The organism is Nocardia sp. NBC_01377 (assembly GCF_045040005.1).
GTDB lineage: Bacteria > Actinomycetota > Actinomycetes > Mycobacteriales > Mycobacteriaceae > Nocardia > Nocardia noduli.
In genome coordinates, this window is sequence record NZ_CP109566.1 from 4,865,996 (window position 1) to 4,886,550 (window position 20,555).

Consider the following 20,555-nt stretch of genomic DNA (forward strand, 5'->3'; position numbering starts at 1 on the left):
GACCGCTCAACCGATGTCGACCGGGTCGATCTGCACGCGCAGCGGGGCATCGGTGCGGTGCGTGCTGCGAATGGCCTGCGCGGTGATCAGCGCCTTGGACAGGGCCGCGCCCTCGCGACGGTCGACGCGCAGGATCATGCGTTCGACCTCGACGGGGGAATCACCCGCGAACGGTGTGCGGGCGAAAGGCGGCAGCGGCACCGGGCCGAGCACTTCCACATGATCGGGTAGTGCCGCGGTGGAGAGCAATTCGGCGATGGCCTCGGTGGAGCCGTCGATCGCGACCAACCGGACCGCGGGCGGAAATCCGACCTCGGCTCGACTGTCGACCTCGGCGCGCGCGTGGCCGACGGGATCCCAGCGGACCAGTGCCTGCACGGTCGGGATGGACGGTTCGGCCATCACGATCACCTGCCCGTGCGCGCGCACCAGGGCCGCCGCCGACATCCACCGGCGTAACGCGTCCTCGCCCGCGCGCAGATCGGCCCGGCCCAGCAGCGCCCAACTGTCCAGCAACAGCGCGACGCCGTAGCCGCCGCGCACCGTCGGCTCGGCGCCGACCGTGGCGACCACCACCTGCGGCCCCGGCTCCACCGTGTCGAGCAGCGCGCCGCCGCTCGAACCACGGATGGGCACATCGGGGAAAGCGCGCCCGAGTTCCTCCGCGGTGCGCTGCGCGCCGATCACCACCGCGCGCAGCGCGCGTGACGCGCACACCGGACAGCGGAACCCGGCCTCCACGATCCCGCACCACCGGCAACTCGGACTGTGCGCCACGTTCGGATCATTCCGGCCGCCACGAGTTTCCGGCAGCGCGAGCGGTCCGTTGCAATGCCTGCAACGCGCGGGGGTCCGGCATTTCGTGCAGGCGAGCGCGGGCACATAGCCGCGACGCGGCACCTGGACCAATACCGGCGCGCCTTCCTTCAACGCCGACCGCGCCGCCGCGAAGGCGATGCCGGGAATACGCACGGCGCGGGCGATCGGATCGCGTTCGAGCGCCAGATCCGAATCACCCGGCGCGCTGATCCGAGGGGTGTGCTTGCGCAACACCGACCGGTCGGCGACCAGATCGTGCGCCCAGCCGGAGTCCACCACCGCCTGCACCTCGGCGGTCCTGGCGAATCCGGCGGCCACGAAGGCGGCGCCGGATTCGTGCGCGCGCAGCATCGCGACCTCACGCGCGTGCGGATAGGGCGCGCGCGGTTCGGCGTAGGTGTCGTCACCGTCGTCCCACACCGCGATCAATCCCAGGTCGGCGGCGGGGGCGAACACCGCCGCACGCGTGCCGACGACCACCCGCGCACTCCCCCGCAACACCGCGAGCCAGCGCCGGTAGCGCGCCGCCGGACCCAGCCCCGCCGCCAGTCCTACCGCCGAATCCCCCAGCAGCAGAGCACATTCCGCCAGCACCCGGTCCAGGTCCCGCTGATCGGGCACCAGAAGGATCGCACTGCGCCCGGCACCGACGACCGTGGCCGCCAATTCGGCCAGCCGTCGAGCCCAGTCCTCGCCGGGGAGTGCCTGCCACGCCGCGCGCACACCCTTGCCCTGCCCGAGCGCCGCGAGAAATGCCCGGCCGTGGACGTAGCGGTCCCACGGCTCCGGGGCACCCGGGACATTCTCCACACTCGAACCGTCGAGCGTGTGCGGCGATGCTTCGTGATCGCCGGATTCCTGTCGCTGCTCGTGGGACCCGGGGTCCCCCACCGGCACGCTCGGATCGGGGGCGCCCTTCTTCGCGGTCCCACCGTTCTCAGTGCGGGCGTGCCTGGGTGGAACGGCCAAGCGTAGAACGTCGGCGCGGGTGCCCGCGTACCGATGGGCGACGGCGGTGGCGAGGTCGAGGATTTCGGGGGTGAGCACGCGTTCCGCGGAGACCACGCGCTCGAGTTTCACCATTTTCCCGGTGTGCTCGGTGTGCGCGAGCCGACGCAGCAGATACCCGTCGACGAGTCTGCCCGCGAAACGGATACGGACGCGCACGCCGGGCTGGGCGATATCGTCGAACTCGGGCGGAACCAGGTAGTCGAAATCCCGGTCGAGGTGGGCAGGCGACAACAGCGGGAGTACCCGTGCGATGGGTAGTCCCGCTGCTGTCGATGCGGTGGTCGGCGTGACTCCCTCGGACCCGGGGTCCGAGGGAGGGCCGGGGGCTTTCGCCACGGCCCTCTTCACGCCGGGGCGACCCGTACCCGCCGGTTTCAGAGGCCGACGGCCGCGCGCAGTTTGTCCGCGCGGTCGGTGCTCTCCCAGGGCAGATCGACGTCGGTGCGGCCGAAGTGGCCGTACGCGGCGGTCTGCGCGTAGATCGGGCGCAGCAGGTCCAGATCGCGGATGATCGCACCCGGACGCAGGTCGAACACCTCGGTGATCGCGGTGGAGATGCGCGTCGGATCGACCTTCTCGGTGCCGAAGGTCTCCACGAACAGACCGACCGGCGCCGCCTTGCCGATGGCGTAGGCCACCTGGACCTCGACCTTGTCGGCCAGTCCGGCCGCGACGACATTCTTGGCGACCCAGCGCATGGCGTAGGCGGCCGAGCGGTCGACCTTCGACGGATCCTTGCCGGAGAACGCGCCGCCGCCGTGACGGGCCATGCCGCCGTAGGTGTCGACGATGATCTTGCGGCCGGTCAGACCCGCGTCACCCATCGGGCCGCCGAGCACGAATTTGCCGGTCGGGTTGACCAGCAGCCGCACGTCGGAGATGTCGAGGGTCGGCACGTTCAGGTCGGCCAGCACCGCGTCGACGACCTTCTCGCGGATATCGGGGGCGAGCATATTGTCGAGATCGATATCGGCGGCGTGCTGGGTGGAGAGCACGACGGTGTCGAGCCGGACCGGGCGGTCACCGTCGTATTCGATGGTGACCTGGGTCTTGCCGTCCGGGCGCAGGTAGGGCAGCACACCGGTCTTGCGCACCTCGGTGAGTTTGCGCGAGAGCCGGTGGGCCAGTGCGATCGGCAGCGGCATCAGCTCGGGGGTGTCGACGGTCGCGAAACCGAACATCAACCCCTGGTCACCGGCGCCCTGACGCGCGATGGCGTCGTCCTCGCCGCCGACACGGGCCTCGTGCGAGGTGTCGACGCCCTGGGCGATATCGGGCGACTGCGCGCCGATCGCGATATTGACGCCGCAGGAGTTCCCGTCGAAACCCTTTGCGGACGAGTCGTATCCGATTTCGAGGACCTTGTCGCGGACGATTTTCGGAATATCGGCGTAGGCCGAGGTGGTGACCTCACCGGCGACGTGGACCTGGCCGGTGGTCACGAGCGTCTCCACCGCCACCCGGCTGCGCGGATCTTGCGCGAGTAAGGCGTCGAGGATGGAATCGCTGATGGCGTCACAGATCTTGTCCGGATGACCCTCGGTCACGGACTCACTGGTGAATAGGCGGCTGCCAGACGTGGGCACAGTTGTTCCCTCTTCCTCGACGGATTTCTCGTATCGGGCCACGACAGTAGTGCGACCGCGCCACAGCGCAACCCTTGAACTCAGACTATTCCAAATCTTCGGCGCAAAGTGTGGACCTACCTCGTCCGACCCAGACGGTTCACGCGCGGGATTCCGGCCGTATATCCACAACCCCGGATCCCGACCGGACGCCCGTGGCCGGGATCCTCGGCGTCGCAACGATATCGATCGTCGCGACTCAGGCGTGCAGCAGGACCGTCAGCGCGTCGAGCACACGACTGGCGAGCAAGGCCTTCGATCCGTGATCGAGGGCCTGTTCGGTGCCGTCGGCCCCGAGTAGCCAGCCGTCGTTGGTGTCGACCTCGAACGCCTTGCCCTCACCGACCGCGTTGACGACCAGCAGGTCACAGCCCTTGCGCGCGAGTTTGGCGCGCGCGTGGGTGAGTACATCGCCCTGCTCGTCACCGGTTTCGGCGGCGAATCCGACGATCGAGGTGCCCGGCAGTTGGCCGTCACGTCGCGACTGCACCAGACCGGCGAGGATGTCGTCGGTCTTGGTCAACGCGATGACGTCCGGTTCGCCCGCGCCCTTCTTGATCTTGGCGGCGGCGACATTGGTCGGCCGGAAATCGGCGACCGCGGCGGCCATGATCACCGCGTCCGAGCCGACCGCGTGCTTGTCGACGGCGGTTTTCAGCTGTTCGGCGGTGGTGACGTGCACCAGGTCGACGGCGGCGGGTGCGGCCATCTCGATGGTGTTGCCCGCGATGAGGGTGACCTGAGCGCCGCGCTGGGCGGCCACCCTGGCCAGTGCGTAGCCCTGTTTGCCGGAGCTGCGATTGCCGAGGAAACGCACCGGATCCAGCGGTTCCCTGGTACCGCCCGCGGTGATGACCACCCGGCGGCCGACCAGATCGCGCGGAATCGCGTCGGGGCGTTCCTGCAACAGCATGGCGAGCCCGAAGATCTCCTCGGGCTCGGGCAGCCTGCCCGGACCTGTATCGGTTCCGGTGAGCCGTCCCGACGCCGGTTCCATGACGATCGCGCCGTGCTCGCGCAGCGTCGCGACATTGGCCACCGTCGCCGGATGCTCCCACATCTCGGTATGCATCGCGGGCGCGATCAGTACCGGACATCGGGCCGTCAGCAACGTGGCGGTCAGTAGGTCGTCGGCGCGGCCGTGGGCGGCGCGCGCCATCAGGTCGGCGGTGGCGGGGGCGATGACGACGAGGTCCGCCTCCTGGCCGAGGCGCACGTGCGGCACCTCGGGCACATCGGTGAACACGTCGGTGTGCACCGGGTTCCCCGACAGTGCCTCGAAGGTGGCCTTGCCGACGAATTGCAGCGCCGACTCGGTCGGGATCACCCGCACCTCGTGCCCGGTCTCGGTGAAACGACGGACGAGCGCGCACGCCTTGTATGCGGCGATTCCTCCGCCGACACCGACGACGATCCGTGTGGTCACTGGCCCTCCGGGTGGCTGTTCCCCGCCCACGCGGGGAGAACGACGATCTTATTCGCCTTCGGAATGCTCGAGCAGATCGGAGTGGATCTCACGCATGGCCACCGACAGCGGCTTCTCCTGCAGACCCGGCTCGACCAGCGGGCCGACGTATTCGAGGATGCCGTCACCGAGCTGGTTGTAGTAATCGTTGATCTGACGTGCACGCTTGGCCGCGTAGATCACCAGCGCGTACTTGGACGACGTGCGCTCGAGCAGCTCATCGATCGGGGGGTTGGTCAGGCCGATCGGAGTGTCGTACACGTGCACGGTCTTTTCGCTCACTGAGGAGGCTCCTGCGGTTCGTCGGTGAAATCGATGGGTACTGGATCAGCGGGTACTGAGATCAGCGGGTGCTCGTGTCTCGGGATCGCGGCGCGACGGTCGTCGGCCCGGTTTCGTGCCGACGACGACGAAGAGCGCGCAGCCTATCTCGAAATAGTGCTAACGAACAACGATACCAACTGCTCACAGGCGCTGGTCACCTCGTCGTTCACGATCACGATGTCGAACTCGTCACAGGCCGCCAATTCGATCCTCGCGGTCTCCAGCCGACGTGCGATCACCTCGGGGGATTCGGTCCCGCGAGAGGTGAGCCGGGAGACCAGTTCGTCCCAGCTCGGCGGGGCCAGGAAGACGAGTATGGCTTCGGGCAGCGCCCGACGTACCGAACGGGCACCTTCGAGGTCCACTTCGACGAGCACGTTCTTGCCCGCCGCCAGCGCCTCGCGTACCGGACCTGCCGGGGTGCCCGACCTCTGCAGTCCGCCGTGGATCTCCGCCCATTCGAGCAGTTCGCCCGCCTCGATCATGGCGTCGAATTCGGCTCGGGAGACGAACCGGTAGTCCAGTCCGTCGACTTCCCCGGGCCGGGGGGCCCGGGTTGTCGCGGACACACTGAAGACCAGCTCGGGCAGGAATTCCCGCACGCACCGCACGACCGTGGATTTGCCCACGGCCGAGGGGCCGACCAGTACAACCAGTCGACCCTTCCGCGTGTGTTCGACCACCCTCGTAATCAGGCGTCGAAGTCGAACCGGGCCAACAGCGCCTTGCGCTGCCGATCGCCGAGCCCGCGCAAACGGCGGGTGGGAGCGATCTCCAGTTCGGTCATGATCTCGGCTGCCTTGACCTTGCCGACCTTGGGCAGGGCCTCCAGCAGCGCCGAAACCTTCATCTTGCCGAGAATCTCATCGGTCTCGGCATCCTTGAGCACGCTCTTCAGGTCGGTGCCACCACGCTTCAAACGCTCCTTGAGCTCCGCCCGAGCGCGGCGAGCGGCCGCCGCCTTCTCCAAAGCAGCGGCGCGCTGCTCGTCAGTCAGCTGGGGAAGGGCCACGGTTCCTCCGTCTCATCGTTCATTGCATAAACTCCTGCCGGTAACCCGACAGTCTCAGCGACCGTACCCACGACGTCCTGCAATTGCGAACCCGCCCCCCAGGTCAGCGCATGATTCCGACTGTCACCTCGGCGCGAGCGGTCGAATCCGCACAATGCCTCGCTCGCTGCCGTGATCGTACCGCCATTCCCATGAAACACCCCGCGAGCTGGGGATATACCGGAAATATGAGGGATAGCGGAGCGGTAGCGGTAGCGCCGCGCGGACCCCCAGCAACCACACACCCGCCCGACCAGGAACTTTCTGGAAATTATCGGCGTGTCGGCGCAACTTCCCGCGTGTCGGATCGAACACATGTCCCCATACGTGTCCTGGATCACTCCCCGGGAGCCGGATCCGAGACGACGAAGGCCCCGGATTCCGAGGAATCCGGGGCCTTGCATCCACGTATTCGATGCGCCGAGGCGTCCACCGAGCCCGACGGGCGGGCACCACCGACCACACGTGGTCCGCGAGCGCGCCCAACCGGCCCGGAGTGCCACCTGGCTGCCCACCAGAGGGCCGCGGCGTCGCGGTGGGTAGCTCAGCGGTGGGTAGCTCAGGAACGCAGGAACGCGAACTCGTCCTGAATCGCGTTCAACCTGGCACGCAGTGCCGATACCGAAGGGCCCTCGCGCAGGACCTCGCGAGAGACCGCGGGCAGCACCGAACGCAGCATCGCCTCGGGCACCAGCGCGCGCACGCTGTCGGGGCCGCCGCCCTGCGCACCGACACCGGGCATCAGGATCGGGCCGTTGAGGGCCGACACATCGGGAGCCTCGGTCAGCGTCGCACCGACGACGACGCCCACCGACCCGAATTCCGCACCGACGTTGCACAGCGTCGCCTCGTCGACGATCGACTGGGCGATGGTCCGCCCGTCCGCCGCGACCACCCGCTGCACCTGACCGCCCTCAGGATTGGAGGTCGCGGCCAGCACGAACACCCCACGGTTGTTGGCCTCGGCCAGCGTGAGCGCGGGCGAGAGCGATCCGAATCCGAGATAGGGCGACACCGTCACCGCGTCGGCGCCGAGGGATCCGTCACCGAGCCAGGCCCTGGCGTAGGCGTCCATGGTCGAGCCGATATCGCCGCGTTTGGCGTCGGCGAGCACCAGCGTGCCCGAGGCGCGCAGCACCTCGATCGTCCGCTCCAGCACCGCGATACCGCCGGAACCGTAGGGCTCGAAGAAGGCGACCTGCGGCTTGACCAGCGCGACGGTGCCGTCGAAGGCCTCGACGCAGATCTCCGCGAATTTCTCCACGCCGTCGGCGTCGTCGGTCAGGCCCCACGCGTCCAGCAGCTGGGGATGCGGATCGATGCCGACACAGACCGGGCCGAAATGCGCCGTGGCGCGCAGTAATCGGTCACCGAACGTCTTCATCGAACCGCCTCCTTCATAGGGTCGGAATCAGCCACGCAGCACCGAATGCAGCTCCTGTAGGGAGCGCACCCCGATACCGCCGTTGATACTCGCCTCGATGCCCTGCACGGCCGCGGCGGCGCCCTGCACGGTGGTGATGCAGGGGATGTCGACGCCGACGGCGGCCGTGCGGATCTCGTAACCGTCGACGCGCGGCCCCGAATTGCCGTACGGGGTGTTGAACACCATGTCGATCTCACCGTCGCGGATCTGGTCGACGATGCTCGGCAGCCGATCCCCGGCATCGACGGCGGTATCCGGTTCGGAATGCTTGCGGACCTGCTCGCACGGAATGCCGTTGCGGCGCAGCATCTCCGCGGTGCCCTCGGTGGCGAGGATGCGGAACCCGAGGTCGTGCAGGCGTTTCACCGGGAAGACCATGGCCCGCTTGTCGCGGTTGGCGATCGAGACGAATACGGTGCCCTCGGTGGGCAGCGAGCCGTAGGCCGCGGCCTGGCTCTTGGCGAAGGCGGTACCGAAATCGGCGTCGATACCCATGACCTCGCCGGTGGATTTCATCTCCGGGGAGAGCAGCGAATCGACCCCGCTGCCGTCGGCGCGGCGGAACCGATGGAACGGCAGCACCGCTTCCTTGACCGCCACCGGCGCGTCCAGCGGGACGTGTCCGCCGTCGCCTTCACCGGGCAGCATGCCTTCCTTGCGCAGTTCGGCGATGGTCGCGCCCATGGTGATCCGGGCCGCCGCCTTGGCCAGCGGCACCGCCGTGGCCTTGGAGACGAACGGAACCGTGCGGCTGGCACGCGGGTTGGCCTCGAGCACGTAGAGCACGTCGTCCTTGAGCGCGTACTGCACGTTCAGCAGGCCCTTGACGCCGATCCCCTTGGCCAGCGCCACCGTGGACCGGCGCACCGCCTCGATATCGCTGCGCCCCAACGTGATCGGAGGCAGTGCGCAGGCGGAGTCGCCGGAGTGGATACCGGCCTCCTCGATATGTTCCATGACTCCGCCGAGGTAGACCTCCTCGCCGTCGCACAGGGCGTCGACGTCGATCTCGATGGCGTCTTCGAGGAACCGGTCGACCAGCACCGGGCGATCGGGGCTGAGTTCGGTCGCGCGGGAGATATAGCCCTCGAGCGAATTCTCGTCGTAGACGATCTCCATGCCGCGCCCGCCGAGCACATAGGACGGCCGCACCAGCACCGGGTAGCCGATGCCCGCAGCGATCTTCTTGGCCTGCGCGACGGTGGTCGCGGTGCCGTACTTGGGCGCGGGCAGTCCGGCGGCGACCAGCACCTCACCGAATTCGCCGCGATCCTCGGCCAGGTCGATGGCGGCGGCACTGGTGCCGACGACGGGAACGCCCGCGTCGGTCAGCCGCTGCGCGAGGCCGAGCGGGGTCTGACCGCCCAACTGCACGATGACGCCCGCGACGGTGCCGGACTCGGATTCCGCGTGGAAGACCTCGAGCACGTCCTCGAAGGTCAGCGGCTCGAAGTAGAGGCGGTCGGCGGTGTCGTAGTCGGTGGAGACTGTCTCGGGATTGCAGTTGACCATGACCGTCTCGTATCCGGCGGCCGACAGCGTCTGCGCCGCGTGCACACACGAGTAGTCGAATTCGATGCCCTGGCCGATGCGGTTCGGTCCCGAGCCGAGAATGATCACCTTCTCGCGCTCACGCTGCGGCGCGACCTCGGATTCGGCGGCGGGATCGAGTTCGTAGGCCGAGTAGTGGTACGGGGTCTTGGCCTCGAACTCGGCGGCGCAGGTGTCGACGGTCTTGAAGACCGGCCGGATGCCGAGCCGGTGGCGCAGCACGCGCACGCCGGTCTCGCCCGCCAATTCGGGGCGCAGCGCGGCGAGCTGACGGTCCGACAGTCCGTAGTGCTTGGCGCGACGCAGCAGCGGTTCGTCCAGTACCGGTGCGTCGAGGATCTCACCGCGCAGCTCGACCAGTCCGGCGACCTCGGCGACGAACCAGGGGTCGATACCGGACGCCTGGGCCACCACCTCGATGCTCGCGCCGAGGCGCAACGCCCGCTCTACCTGGTAGATCCGTCCCTCGGTCGGCGTGCGCAGATCCTCGAGGATCGCCTCGACGGCGGCCTGGACATTGTTGTCGACCGGAGCCCACTGCCCGTCGTCCTGGGTCCAGAACCCGGTCGCCTTGGTCTCGAGCGAACGCAGCACCTTGCCGAGCGCCTCGGAGAAATTGCGGCCGATCGACATCGCCTCGCCGACCGATTTCATGGTGGTCGTCAGTGTCGGGTCGGCGCCGGGGAATTTCTCGAACGCGAACCGCGGCGCCTTGACCACGACGTAGTCCAGCGTCGGTTCGAAACAGGCCGGGGTTTCCCCGGTGATGTCGTTGACGATCTCGTCGAGCGTGTAGCCGATCGCCAGTTTGGCGGCGATCTTGGCGATCGGGAAACCCGTCGCCTTGGAGGCCAGCGCCGAGGACCGCGACACGCGGGGATTCATCTCGATGACGATCAGTCGACCGTCGGCCGGATCGACGGCGAACTGGATATTGCAGCCGCCGGTGTCGACGCCGACCTCGCGCAGAATCGCGATGCCCAGGTCACGCATCTTCTGGTATTCGCGGTCGGTGAGCGTCATCGCGGGCGCGACGGTGACCGAGTCACCGGTGTGTACGCCCATCGGGTCCACGTTCTCGATCGAGCAGACGATCACGACATTGTCGCGGCTGTCCCGCATCAACTCGAGTTCGAATTCCTTCCAACCGAGGATGGATTCCTCGATGAGGACGTTCGCGGTGGGCGAGGCGGCGAGGCCGCCGCCCGCGATGCGGTCGAGGTCCCGGTCGTTGTAGGCCATGCCCGAGCCGAGCCCACCCATGGTGAACGACGGCCGGACCACCACGGGGAAGCCCAGTTCGGCGACGGTCTCGCGGACCTCGTCCATGGTGAAGCAGACGCGCGAACGAGCGCTCTCGCCGCCGACCTTGGCGACGATGTCCTTGAACTTCTGCCGGTCCTCACCGCGCTGGATGGCCTCGAAATCCGCGCCGATCAGCTCCACGTCGTACTTCTGCAACACCCCGTTCTCGTGCAGCGCGACCGCGGTGTTGAGCGCGGTCTGGCCGCCGAGGGTGGCCAGGATCGCGTCGGGGCGTTCCTTGGCGATGACCTTCTCTACGAATTCGGGGGTGATCGGCTCGACGTAGGTGGCGTCGGCGAATTCCGGGTCGGTCATGATGGTCGCCGGGTTGGAGTTCACCAGCGACACCCGCAGTCCCTCGGACCGCAGCACCCGGCACGCCTGGGTGCCTGAATAGTCGAATTCGCACGCCTGGCCGATGACGATGGGGCCGGAGCCGATGACCAGGATGTGCTCGAGATCCACGCGGCGAGGCATCAGGAGGCTCCTTCCATGAGACCGGCGAAACGGTCGAAGAGATAGGCGGCGTCGTGGGGTCCGGCGGCGGCCTCCGGGTGGTACTGCACGGAGAACGCGCGACCGTCCACCAGTCGCACACCCTCGACGGTGCCGTCGTTGGCGCAGATGTGGCTGACCTCGGCCTTGCCGAACGGGGTGTCGAAACGTTCGCCCTGTTCACCTTCCAGCGCGAAGCCGTGGTTCTGCGCGGTGATCGAGATGCGACCGGTCTCGTGCTCGACCACCGGGATGTTGATACCGCGGTGGCCGAATTTCATCTTGTAGGTGCTGCGCCCGAGCGCGCGCCCCAGGATCTGATTGCCGAAGCAGATGCCGAACAGCGGCACCCCCTTCTCCAGCACGCCGCGGGTCAGCGCGACCGCGCCGTCCTGGGTGGCCGGGTCGCCCGGACCGTTGGACAGGAAGACGCCGTTCGGATTCAGTTCGAGTATCTGCTCGATCGAGGTCGTCGACGGCACCACGTGCACGCGCATCCCGCGTTCGGCGAACATGCGCGGGGTGTTGGTCTTGATGCCGAGATCGACCGCGACGACGGTGAAGCGGTGATCGCCCGCGGGCTCGATGGTGTAGACCGAATCCGTGCTCACCTCGCGGGCGAGATCGGCGCCGAGCATCGACTGCTGGCCGTTGACCCTGGCCAGCAGTTCGTCGGTGACGGCGAGGGCCGCGCCGGAGAAGATGCCCGCCTTCATCGAACCTCGGGTGCGCAGATGCCGCACCAGGGCGCGGGTGTCGACACCCGCGATGCCGACCACGTCCTGACGCTGGAGCGCCTCGGGCAGGGTTCCGGTCGCGCGCCAGTTGGAGGCGCGGCGGGCCGGATCGCGGACCACGTAACCGGCGACCCAGATCTTGCCGGATTCGTCGTCTTCGTCGTTCCAGCCGGTGTTGCCGATCTGCGGGGCGGCGGCCACGACGATCTGACGGTGGTAGCTCGGGTCGGTCAGGGTTTCCTGATACCCGGTCATCGCCGTGCAGAACACCGCCTCGCCGAGGGTCTCGCCCACCGCGCCGTAGGCGGTGCCGCGGAACACCCGGCCGTCCTCGAGCACGAGAGCGGCTTCGTCGTGCCCGCCGGTCACCCGGCCACCGCCCCCCGCCGAATCGTTACCCGATACCGCACTCATCCTTGCTCATCTCCCGTCATCGTCCTGGCCCACGCCGGGTACACCGTCTTGTCGTCACCTCGGAAACCGGTATCTATCTCGGTTCCGGTCGGCAGCTTCCAGCGAATTACCAGCACACCATCTTGCGTCATCACTTTGCCCGCGTGCCCGCGTTCGGTCCGCACGGCGGTGATGGACTCCTCGGGAATCCAGATCACCGCTGCCCCGTCGCGTTGCAGCAGGATTCCTCGTTCGAACCTGGTGAGTTCCGCCGTCGCGCGGAACCCCAGGTCACCCACCGCTATCCGGTCCTGCCAGCTGGGCGCGATGGTGCTGCCCAGGTAGAGACCGGTCGTCGGCTCCAATACCTGCGCCCCCAGTTCGGCGGGCACGGTCGGCAGTTCGCCGATCCGTTCGGCCTGCCTCGCGGCGCGACGCTGCCACCCTCGGTACATCAGCGAGACGCCGATGACGAAGAACGCCAGCGTCCCGATCACCCACAGTGTTCTTTCCATTACGGAGCTCCCACCGCTTTGCCCTCGCGGGCGGTCATCCGGCCCCGCAGCAATGTCGTGGTGACCTTGGCGGGGAACGTCATATCCTCGAACGGCGTGTTGTTCGAGATGCTGGCGAGTTCGGTGGCGCGCACCGTCCAGCTCGCCTCGGGATCGACCAGTGTGAGGTTGGCGGGTTCGCCCACCTCGATCGGCCTGCCGTGTTCGTCGAGTCCGACGATGGCCGCGGGTCGCTCGCTCATCACCCTGGCCACACCGCGCCAGTCGAGCAGTCCCGGTTCGACCATGGTCGACACGATGATCGACAGCGCCGTCTCCAAACCGAGCATGCCGGGACGCGCGGCCGCGAACTCGCAGCATTTGTCCTGCTCGGCGTGCGGGGCGTGATCGGTCGCGACACAGTCGAGCACCCCGTCGGCCAGCGCCTGCCGCAGCGCGGCGGCGTCGGAGGCCTCGCGCAGCGGCGGATTCACCTTGTTGACCGCGTCGTAGGTCTCCAGGCGCGAGTCGTCGAGCAGCAGGTGGTGCGGGGTGACCTCGGCGGTGATCGAAATACCTTGGGCCTTGGCCCATTTGATCAGTTCGACGGTTCCGGCGGTGGACGCGTGGCAGATGTGAACGCGGGCTCCGGCGTCACGGGCGAGCAGCGCGTCACGGGCGACGATGGATTCCTCGGCGGCGCGCGGCCATCCTGCCAGGCCGAGGCGGGCCGCGGTCGGACCCTCGTGCGCCACCGCGCCTTCGGTCAGCCGTGGCTCCTCCGCGTGCTGGGCGATCAGCACGCCGAGCGAGTTCGCGTATTCCAGCGCGCGTCGCATGATCAGCGGGTCGTAGACGCAGTGGCCGTCGTCGGAGAACATGCGCACCGCGCCGACTCCCGCGGCCATGGTGCCCATTTCCGCGAGCTGCTTGCCGGCGAGACCGACGGTGACCGCGCCCACCGGATAGACGTCGACCAGGCCGACTTCCCTGCCGCGCCGCCACACGTGATCGGTGACGACCACCGAATCCGCGACCGGATTGGTGTTGGCCATCGCGAACACCGCGGTGTATCCGCCGAGAGCGGCGGCGGCGGAACCGGATTCGATGGTCTCGGTGTCCTCGCGACCGGGTTCGCGCAGGTGGGTGTGCAGGTCGACGAAACCGGGCAGCAGGATTTGTCCCGCCGCGTCGATGATCTCGGCGGCCTCGCTCGCGGCGATCCGCGCCGCGATCTCGACGATGACACCGTCGCGCACCAGCACGTCCACCGGTTCGCCCTCGCCGTAGGGCCGTGCGGCCTTGATCAACAGTTCGCTCATACCGCGCCGCCTTCCGCCCGGATCTCGTGGCCGAGGCAAATCTCCGCGCTCATACCGCGACCGCCTCCTGGGTGCCGACCAGCAGCCGGAACAGCACCGCCATCCGCATGTGCACGCCGTTGGTCACCTGTTGCAGGATCGCGGCCTTCGGCGAATCCGCCACGGCCGACGCGATTTCCATACCGCGCAGCATCGGGCCGGGGTGCAGCACGACCGCGTGCTCGTCGAGCAGTCCGAGCCTGCGCTCGGACAGTCCGTAGGTCACCGCGTACTCGCGCGCCGACGGGAAGAAACCGCCGTTCATCCGCTCGGCCTGCACCCGGAGCATGAGCACCGCGTCGGCGCCCGCCAATTCGGCGTCGAGCGCGTGCGAGATCCGCGCGGGCCATGCCTCGACACCGACCGGGAGCAGCGTGCGCGGCGCGACGAGCACCACCTCCGCGCCGAGGGTGGCGAGCAGGAAGACATTCGAGCGCGCGACCCGGCTGTGCAGGATGTCGCCGACGATGACGACCCGTTTGCCCTCGATATCGCCGAGGCGCTGACGCAGGGTGAGCGCGTCGAGCAGGGCCTGGGTCGGATGTTCGTGCGTGCCGTCACCGGCGTTGATGACGGCGGGAGAGGTTCCGCGCCCGGCCGCCGTCCAGCTGTCCATCCAGCGCGCGATCTGATGCGCCGCGCCGGAGGCGGGATGGCGGACGATGAGCGCGTCGGCGCCCGCGGCGTGCAGGGTCAGCGCGGTGTCGCGCAGCGATTCGCCCTTGGACACCGACGAACTGCTCGCGCTGACATTGATGACGTCGGCGCTCATCCACTTGCCCGCGACCTCGAAGGAGACGCGGGTGCGGGTCGAGTTCTCGTAGAAGACCGTCATCACGGTGCGTCCGCGCAGTGTCGGAAGTTTGTGCACTTCGCGGCCGAGCAGCGCCTGCTCGAATCGTTCCGCCTCGTCCAGCATTTCGGTGGCGGCGTCGCGATCCAGATCGGCGACGGTCAGCAGATGCCTCACTGTGCCTCCTCCTGGCGCAGGTAGACACCGTCGCGGCCGTCGTGTTCGGTGAGCAGTACCGCGATGTCCTCCGACCGCGAGGTCGGCACGTTCTTCCCGACGAAATCGGCGCGGATCGGAAGTTCGCGATGTCCCCGGTCGATCAGCACCGCGAGTTGGACCGCGCGCGGGCGGCCGAGATCCCGGAGTCCGTCCAGCGCGGAGCGCACGGTGCGGCCGGAGAAGAGCACGTCGTCGACCAGGACGACGAGCGCGTCCTCGATACCGCCGTCGGGAACGGAGGTGCGTTCCAGCGGACGGTGCGGACGGCTGCGCAGGTCGTCGCGGTAGAGGGTGATGTCGAGTGATCCCAGCGCGGGCCTGACCCCGGAGAATTCCTCGATCTTCTCGGTCAGCCGCGCGGCCAGGGTGGTGCCTCGGGTCGGAATACCGATCAGCACCACGCGCGCGGCGCCGGTCTCCCCCGAGTCGAGCGCGGTCTTCTCGATGATCTGGTGCGCGATCCGCGCGATGGTCCGGCTCACATCGGATGCCGACAACAGCTCGCGCCCCGCCTCCACCCACTCGGGTGCGTGCCGCTGCGATACCTCGGCACCGCCGGACTTGGCGACCCGATCTCCGGGCACAGCCATGCCGACCTCCTTCCCCGCCTCACCGGACGGTCCGTTAAAGGATGTCTTACGGCTAGCAGCCTAACAGCGCCGAACAGCGCCCTCCTACCAGCGGTATCCCCCTGTGAGCCCGGCCACGCGCGGCCTGTGAGCTCTGCCACGCGGTCGACACCGAGCACTACAACGGGCGCACCGCCCGCACGAGACCGGCCCCCGACCCGCCTGCCATTTCCGGTCTGCCGAACGACTCGACGAGATCGTCCCAGGGATGAAAGCGCGTGCGCCAGCCGCGTTCGGCCAGCCATCGTTCGCCTTCCGATCCGAGCCCACGCCGATCGGCGGAAGCCGTCGCTCCCACCAACCGCCCGAGTTCGGCGTAACGCTCGCGCTGGGGCGCCACATCGAACCGTCCGAGGGCGAAACTGCTCGCCGGGGCGGATATTTCGGTCATCCGCTCGGCAAGGCGCAGCGCGTCGGCGTGCGGGAGGTAGTCGAGCACCCCCTCGTCGACCCAGTGCGCTGGCCGATCGGCGCGGTAGCCAGAGGCGCTCAACGCCGACACCCAGTCCGCGCGGAGATCGGCGGCGACGACGTGTCGCGCACAGGTCGCGGTCGCGCCCGCCGCCGCGAGAATCGGTTCCTTGAAGGCGAACAGTTCCGGCAGGTCGATTTCGAACACCCGCACCCGCGCGGGCAGCTCCATCCGGTAGGCGCGGGTGTCCAATCCCGCGCCCACCGCTCCCGCCCCTCCTCGGCGCTCTCGAAGCCGAGTCGCGCGGCGGCGACGAAATCTCGCGCCAGCGGATCGTCGTAGAGGCGGTCGGCGCGTTCGGATTCCGTCGCCCGGATGACCGCGACCCCGACAGCCGTCATCGCCACCCCCGCCATCGGCACCTGATCCTCGGCCACGGCTCTCCCTCCCGGTCAGCTTGTCGCCCAGTCGGCCATTTTCGCCGAAGGGGCCGGGACGTGCCGGCGAAATCCTTGATTCGATACGGCGATCCGCCGCCACCCGGATCGCACTCGACATCATCGACCGGTAGTTCCCGTCCACCGCGGGGACCGGTACGTCCGCGACACCCCAGTCCGAATTCCGCTAGCACATACGTTCGATCGGGCGTACATTCGACGCCATGCCGACGCCACTACAGGGTTCACTGCTCGACGGATTCGGTGAGATCGAGATCGGTTCGCTGGAGGGAATTCGACGGACGACGCTCGGTGCGGGCGCGTGGGTCGATGTGCTGCCGGGTTGGATGACCGGGGCGGATGAACTGTTCGAACGGCTCGCGGCCGGGGTGCCGTGGCAGTCGGAGCGCAGGCCGATGTACGACCGGGTAGTTGATGTGCCGCGATTGACGCGCTTCTACGACGAGAGCGACCCGCTCCCCGATCCGGCGTTGGACCGGGCGCGCACGGCGTTGAGCGCGCACTATCGCGATGAACTCGGCGAACCGTTCCGCACGTCCGGGCTGTGCTACTACCGCGACGGACACGACAGCGTTGCCTGGCACGGCGACACCGTCGGCCGGGGCGCGACCGACGACACCATGGTCGCGATCCTGTCGGTGGGCGCCGCGCGGGCACTGCTGTTGCGTCCGCGCGGGGGCGGCGCGAGCATCCGGTACCACGTGGGCCACGGAGATCTGCTGGTGATGGGCGGATCGTGTCAGCGGACCTGGGAACACGCGGTCCCGAAATCACGCAGACCGACCGGCCCCCGGATCAGCATCCAGTTCCGTCCGCGCGGCGTGCGCTGACCTCGGGCGCACCTCGGAATCAGTCGTCCGCTGTGCGGGCCGGGGTCGGACTTCGGCGGCGGCCAACAGTGACCGTGTGGGCGTGGATCGCGTGGTCGAAATCGGCGGGCGCGATAACGGGCCCGCCGCCACCGTCGCGGGTGCGCCGACGCCGACCGTGACGCACCGCCGTGTCGGCCCCCGAGCCAGCCTCCCGCAACCGCACGGTGATCTCCGCCCGCGCCTGGCGGGCGATACTCACCTTCCTGCGATACTGCCGGAAGATCTGGACCTCCCCGTCGACTTCCGGGTAGTCCAGGTACAGGTAGTCCATGCCGTCGTGGGCGTATTCGCCGAGCCGCTCGAGATCGATCGCCCACTCTCGCAACTGTTCGGGCCCGCCGTAGATCGCGAGAGTGCCACCGACCCGGTCGATCCGAGTCCAGCCGACCGGCTTCGCCACGTAATGCGATGCGGTAGTGCCGGATTCACGTGAATCCCGCTCTCGCCGCCGCGCGAGCGCGGGTTTCAGCCCGAAAGTCTGCCAGCGAACCGTGCCCTGCGAGCGGTCGCGCAACGGCAACCGGGCGCGCAACGCGGCTGCGGAGGCCGCGGTGAATACGGTGAGACCGGACGGCACGAGAACGATCGGATCGGACGGTGCCGCGTCGAACGGGTTCGGATCCAGATGCGCCGGATCGATCACGACCAGCGTGCCGGGCCGACGCTGGTAGGACAGTCCCCACAGCAACCGCGCGGACACCCGCGCGCCGCGCCAGTCCGACAGCACGTGCCAGGTGTCGTGGTAGCGATTGGTGGCGAAGCGGAAATCGTCACCGGGACGCAGTGTGAGAACCGTGAACACACGGCCGTCGAGCACCATCGTGCGACGGTGCAATTTCAGTATGTCGTTATCGGCCGAACCGTGACGCGGCCGTTCCTGTTGCGCGGCCACGATAATCCTCCGTTTCGGCTCGCTGTGAAGGACAGGACACCACGGATGAACTCGGTTCGGCAACGCATTTTCCGTCGCCGACCGGCGGTGGCCGGGGTGTCCCGCCGCACAGCGCGCGGGCGTGTACCCGGATAGATTGGCCTTATGAGCAATCCAGGGGCGGGGGTCTTGGCCGTGATGCCGCTGCATACGATCAGCGAGGTCTACGGCGAAGCGGGGCTTCGGGAACGACTTCTACTCGAAATCGCGGAACTTCCGGACGCCGATCGGGTCGTCGACGCCCTGGAACTGGCCGCCGACCTGCATCGCGACGATCGCTACGGCCGCGAGCCGTATCTGAGTCATCTACTGCGGGTGGCGATTCGGATCATCAGCCACTACGAGGTCCGCGACACCGATCTGGTCGTGGCGGGCCTGCTGCACGATTCGGTCGAGGACCACCCGCGGGAATTGGCGGACGAACAACCGGGCGAACCGAAGTCCGCCGCGCTGGCGGTGCTCGCCGAACGTTTCGGAACACGTGTCGCCGATATCGTCGCGGCCGTGACGAATCCGACCCCGGACCCGGATCGGGACAAGCACGAACAATATCGCGAACATATCGCGGCCGAACTCGATCGAGCACCGTGGGCGCGGATCGTGAAATTCTCCGATTTCACCGATAACGGCGTCGGAATTCTCTACGCGACCGGTCCGGCGATGGAACGGCTGGCCACCAAGTACCAACCGCTGCCCGATATCTACCGTGAACTGGTCAACCGGCCGGACACACCGCTGGCCGATCACGTCAAACAGCTCATCCTCGACCAGTTGGATCGCGCGGACGAACGCTTCGAGGCGATCCTCGACAGCGACTGAACCCCGGCTTCACGGCTGTCGCAGTACCGCCTCGACCAGCGCCAGGACACCCGCGCGCAGCCGGTCCGCCTCGCCCGCGCGCACCATGCGCGCGGCCAGTTCTCCGCCGAGCGGGGCGAGCAGTAGCGCGCCGACGACCTCGGCGTCGATATCCGGCCTGGCCTCACGCAGCAACGCGGTGATGTGCGCGGCCCAGAACGCGTGGAACTCCTCGCTCTGCGGATGGGGCGGTTCCGACCGGTAGGCGACCATGAGTTCGAGATTGCCGACGATGAGTTCGGTCATCGCGCCGAAATAGGCGAGCAATCGATCCTCGGCGGCGGCCCCGGGGCCCAGCGGCGGCGGACCATCCTTCACCGCGTTCATCAGCGCGAGCGCGGGTTCGGCGACGAGTTCGTGCAGCAGCCCCGCCCGGCTGCCGAACCGGTGGAAGATGGTCCCCTTCCCGACCCCGGCGGCGGCGGCCACCCGATCCATGGTGATCGCCTCGCCCCCGTGCTCGGCCAGTAGAGCCCTGGTCGCGTCGAGTATCGCGCGCCGATTTCGTGTGGCGTCGGCGCGTTCCCTCGGACGGTCCACGGCCATCTCACCCACTTCCCGCATTGACAAGTTGACCGACGGTCCATATCGTTCGGTTTCGATCTGGACCATCAGTCAACTTATGGAGTTCTCGATGCGGGCAATCGTAATGACACGTACGGGCGGCCCCGAGGTACTGGTGCCGCGCGAGATGCCGACACCGCGTCCCGGCGCGGGTGAACTGACGATCAGGACGGAGGCGATTCCGGTGCTGTACCCCGAGATCGCGCTGCGGTCCGGCACGTTCCCGCTGGCCGCCGAGCCGCCGCAGATCTTCGGCTTCCAAGCGGTGGGCGTCGTCACCGATACCGGTCCGGACGTCGACACCGACCTCATCGGTCAGCGGGTCGCCGTAGCCACCACCGGTTTCGGCGCGTACGCCGAATATGTGTGCGCACCCGCGGTTTCCGCGACCCCGATTCCCCAGAGCCTGTCGGCGACCGAGGCCGCGGCGGTGCTGATGAGCGGTTCGGTGGCGATCACCCTGCTGGACGCGGCCGCATGCTCGGCTACGGCTTCCTCTCCGGCGCACCGGCCCGGGTCTCTGCCGCCGACCTCATCACCCGCGGACTCACCTTCGTCGGCTGCGCCGGACCGCACTGGCTCGCGATCGTCGCCGCCAACCGCACGAGGGCGCTGGAACTCGCCGCGAGCGGCGATATCGATCCCCTGGTCGAATCCGTATTGCCGCTGGAACGCGCCGACGAGGCGCATCGGCTGATCGAGGGACGAACCCCGCTGGGCAAGATCGTGCTTCGTCCCGATTCCGCGAGTACGTGAATGCCC

General features: G+C 68.2%; 20 protein-coding genes and 1 pseudogene. 4 read left to right on the plus strand and 17 right to left on the minus strand.

The window, feature by feature from the left end; translation table 11 throughout:
* Window positions 1–6 precede the first annotated feature (6 nt).
* The 14 genes and pseudogenes from OG225_RS22325 to OG225_RS22390 all read right to left on the minus strand — a co-directional run bounded on the left by OG225_RS22325 (window position 7) and on the right by OG225_RS22390 (window position 16,526).
* A complete protein-coding gene (locus OG225_RS22325; RefSeq protein WP_405177108.1) occupies window positions 7–2,061 on the minus strand; it encodes a primosomal protein N' in 2,055 nt (684 codons plus the stop codon).
* A gap of 143 nt (window positions 2,062–2,204) precedes the next feature.
* Window positions 2,205–3,416, minus strand: coding sequence for a methionine adenosyltransferase (metK, locus tag OG225_RS22330; RefSeq protein ID WP_216911702.1), 1,212 nt, complete (start codon window positions 3,414–3,416; stop codon window positions 2,205–2,207).
* Window positions 3,417–3,654: 238 nt separating this feature from the next.
* Complete coding sequence (gene coaBC, locus OG225_RS22335; protein ID WP_405177109.1) at window positions 3,655–4,911, minus strand: bifunctional phosphopantothenoylcysteine decarboxylase/phosphopantothenate--cysteine ligase CoaBC; 1,257 nt, start codon at window positions 4,909–4,911, stop codon at window positions 3,655–3,657.
* A gap of 18 nt (window positions 4,912–4,929) precedes the next feature.
* Window positions 4,930–5,202: a DNA-directed RNA polymerase subunit omega gene (rpoZ, locus tag OG225_RS22340; RefSeq protein ID WP_109526878.1), complete on the minus strand. Its 273-nt coding sequence runs from the start codon at window positions 5,200–5,202 to the stop codon at window positions 4,930–4,932.
* A gap of 143 nt (window positions 5,203–5,345) precedes the next feature.
* The gene (gene gmk, locus OG225_RS22345) at window positions 5,346–5,927 is read right to left on the minus strand and encodes a guanylate kinase (RefSeq protein WP_109526877.1); all 582 of its coding nucleotides are present in this window, start codon (window positions 5,925–5,927) and stop codon (window positions 5,346–5,348) included.
* 8 nt (window positions 5,928–5,935) lie between these two features.
* On the minus strand, window positions 5,936–6,256 hold the full coding sequence (mihF, locus tag OG225_RS22350) for an integration host factor, actinobacterial type (RefSeq protein ID WP_040708330.1): 321 nt from the start codon (window positions 6,254–6,256) through the stop codon (window positions 5,936–5,938).
* Window positions 6,257–6,854: 598 nt separating this feature from the next.
* Window positions 6,855–7,679, minus strand: a complete 825-nt coding sequence (gene pyrF / locus OG225_RS22355; RefSeq protein WP_405177110.1) for an orotidine-5'-phosphate decarboxylase — start codon at window positions 7,677–7,679, stop codon at window positions 6,855–6,857.
* Window positions 7,680–7,706: 27 nt separating this feature from the next.
* Window positions 7,707–11,054 (minus strand): carbamoyl-phosphate synthase large subunit, encoded by a 3,348-nt coding sequence (gene carB, locus OG225_RS22360; RefSeq protein WP_405177111.1) that lies wholly within the window; start codon window positions 11,052–11,054, stop codon window positions 7,707–7,709.
* Entirely contained in the window at window positions 11,054–12,223 is a 1,170-nt protein-coding gene (gene carA, locus OG225_RS22365) for a glutamine-hydrolyzing carbamoyl-phosphate synthase small subunit (protein WP_405177112.1), read from the minus strand. Before carA ends, carB begins: the two co-directional genes overlap by 1 nt.
* Entirely contained in the window at window positions 12,220–12,717 is a 498-nt protein-coding gene (locus OG225_RS22370) for a transporter (protein WP_405177113.1), read from the minus strand. Before OG225_RS22370 ends, carA begins: the two co-directional genes overlap by 4 nt.
* Entirely contained in the window at window positions 12,717–14,018 is a 1,302-nt protein-coding gene (locus tag OG225_RS22375; protein WP_405177114.1) for a dihydroorotase, read from the minus strand. The genes OG225_RS22370 and OG225_RS22375 overlap by 1 nt, the downstream gene beginning before the upstream one ends.
* Window positions 14,019–14,067: 49 nt before the next feature.
* Window positions 14,068–15,027, minus strand: coding sequence for an aspartate carbamoyltransferase catalytic subunit (locus OG225_RS22380; RefSeq protein ID WP_405177115.1), 960 nt, complete (start codon window positions 15,025–15,027; stop codon window positions 14,068–14,070).
* The gene (gene pyrR / locus OG225_RS22385; protein ID WP_254189998.1) at window positions 15,024–15,659 is read right to left on the minus strand and encodes a bifunctional pyr operon transcriptional regulator/uracil phosphoribosyltransferase PyrR; all 636 of its coding nucleotides are present in this window, start codon (window positions 15,657–15,659) and stop codon (window positions 15,024–15,026) included. The genes OG225_RS22380 and pyrR overlap by 4 nt, the downstream gene beginning before the upstream one ends.
* 157 nt (window positions 15,660–15,816) lie before the next feature.
* Window positions 15,817–16,526: pseudogene (locus tag OG225_RS22390) on the minus strand (SAM-dependent methyltransferase).
* 245 nt (window positions 16,527–16,771) lie between these two features.
* On the opposite strand from OG225_RS22390, the gene OG225_RS22395 reads away from it, so the two are divergent.
* Window positions 16,772–17,398, plus strand: a complete 627-nt coding sequence (locus OG225_RS22395; protein ID WP_405177116.1) for an alpha-ketoglutarate-dependent dioxygenase AlkB — start codon at window positions 16,772–16,774, stop codon at window positions 17,396–17,398.
* Between the two features lie 19 nt (window positions 17,399–17,417).
* On the opposite strand, the gene OG225_RS22400 is transcribed toward OG225_RS22395, so the two are convergent.
* On the minus strand, window positions 17,418–18,332 hold the full coding sequence (locus OG225_RS22400; RefSeq protein WP_405177117.1) for a hypothetical protein: 915 nt from the start codon (window positions 18,330–18,332) through the stop codon (window positions 17,418–17,420).
* A gap of 144 nt (window positions 18,333–18,476) precedes the next feature.
* Between OG225_RS22400 and OG225_RS22405 the strand changes: the two genes are divergently transcribed.
* Complete coding sequence (locus OG225_RS22405; protein ID WP_405177118.1) at window positions 18,477–19,190, plus strand: HD domain-containing protein; 714 nt, start codon at window positions 18,477–18,479, stop codon at window positions 19,188–19,190.
* A gap of 9 nt (window positions 19,191–19,199) precedes the next feature.
* Here the strand turns inward: OG225_RS22405 and OG225_RS22410 are convergent, their stop codons facing one another.
* Together OG225_RS22410 and OG225_RS22415 are read right to left on the minus strand one after the other, a co-directional pair.
* The gene (locus OG225_RS22410; protein WP_405177119.1) at window positions 19,200–19,775 is read right to left on the minus strand and encodes a TetR/AcrR family transcriptional regulator; all 576 of its coding nucleotides are present in this window, start codon (window positions 19,773–19,775) and stop codon (window positions 19,200–19,202) included.
* A 69-nt stretch (window positions 19,776–19,844) separates the two neighbouring features.
* Complete coding sequence (locus OG225_RS22415; protein WP_405183523.1) at window positions 19,845–20,072, minus strand: hypothetical protein; 228 nt, start codon at window positions 20,070–20,072, stop codon at window positions 19,845–19,847.
* Here OG225_RS22415 and OG225_RS22420 point away from each other — a divergent pair.
* Entirely contained in the window at window positions 19,978–20,490 is a 513-nt protein-coding gene (locus OG225_RS22420) for an alcohol dehydrogenase catalytic domain-containing protein (RefSeq protein WP_405183336.1), read from the plus strand. The genes OG225_RS22415 and OG225_RS22420 overlap by 95 nt on opposite strands.
* Window positions 20,454–20,549, plus strand: a complete 96-nt coding sequence (locus tag OG225_RS22425; protein ID WP_405177120.1) for a hypothetical protein — start codon at window positions 20,454–20,456, stop codon at window positions 20,547–20,549. The genes OG225_RS22420 and OG225_RS22425 overlap by 37 nt, the downstream gene beginning before the upstream one ends.
* Window positions 20,550–20,555 lie beyond the last annotated feature (6 nt).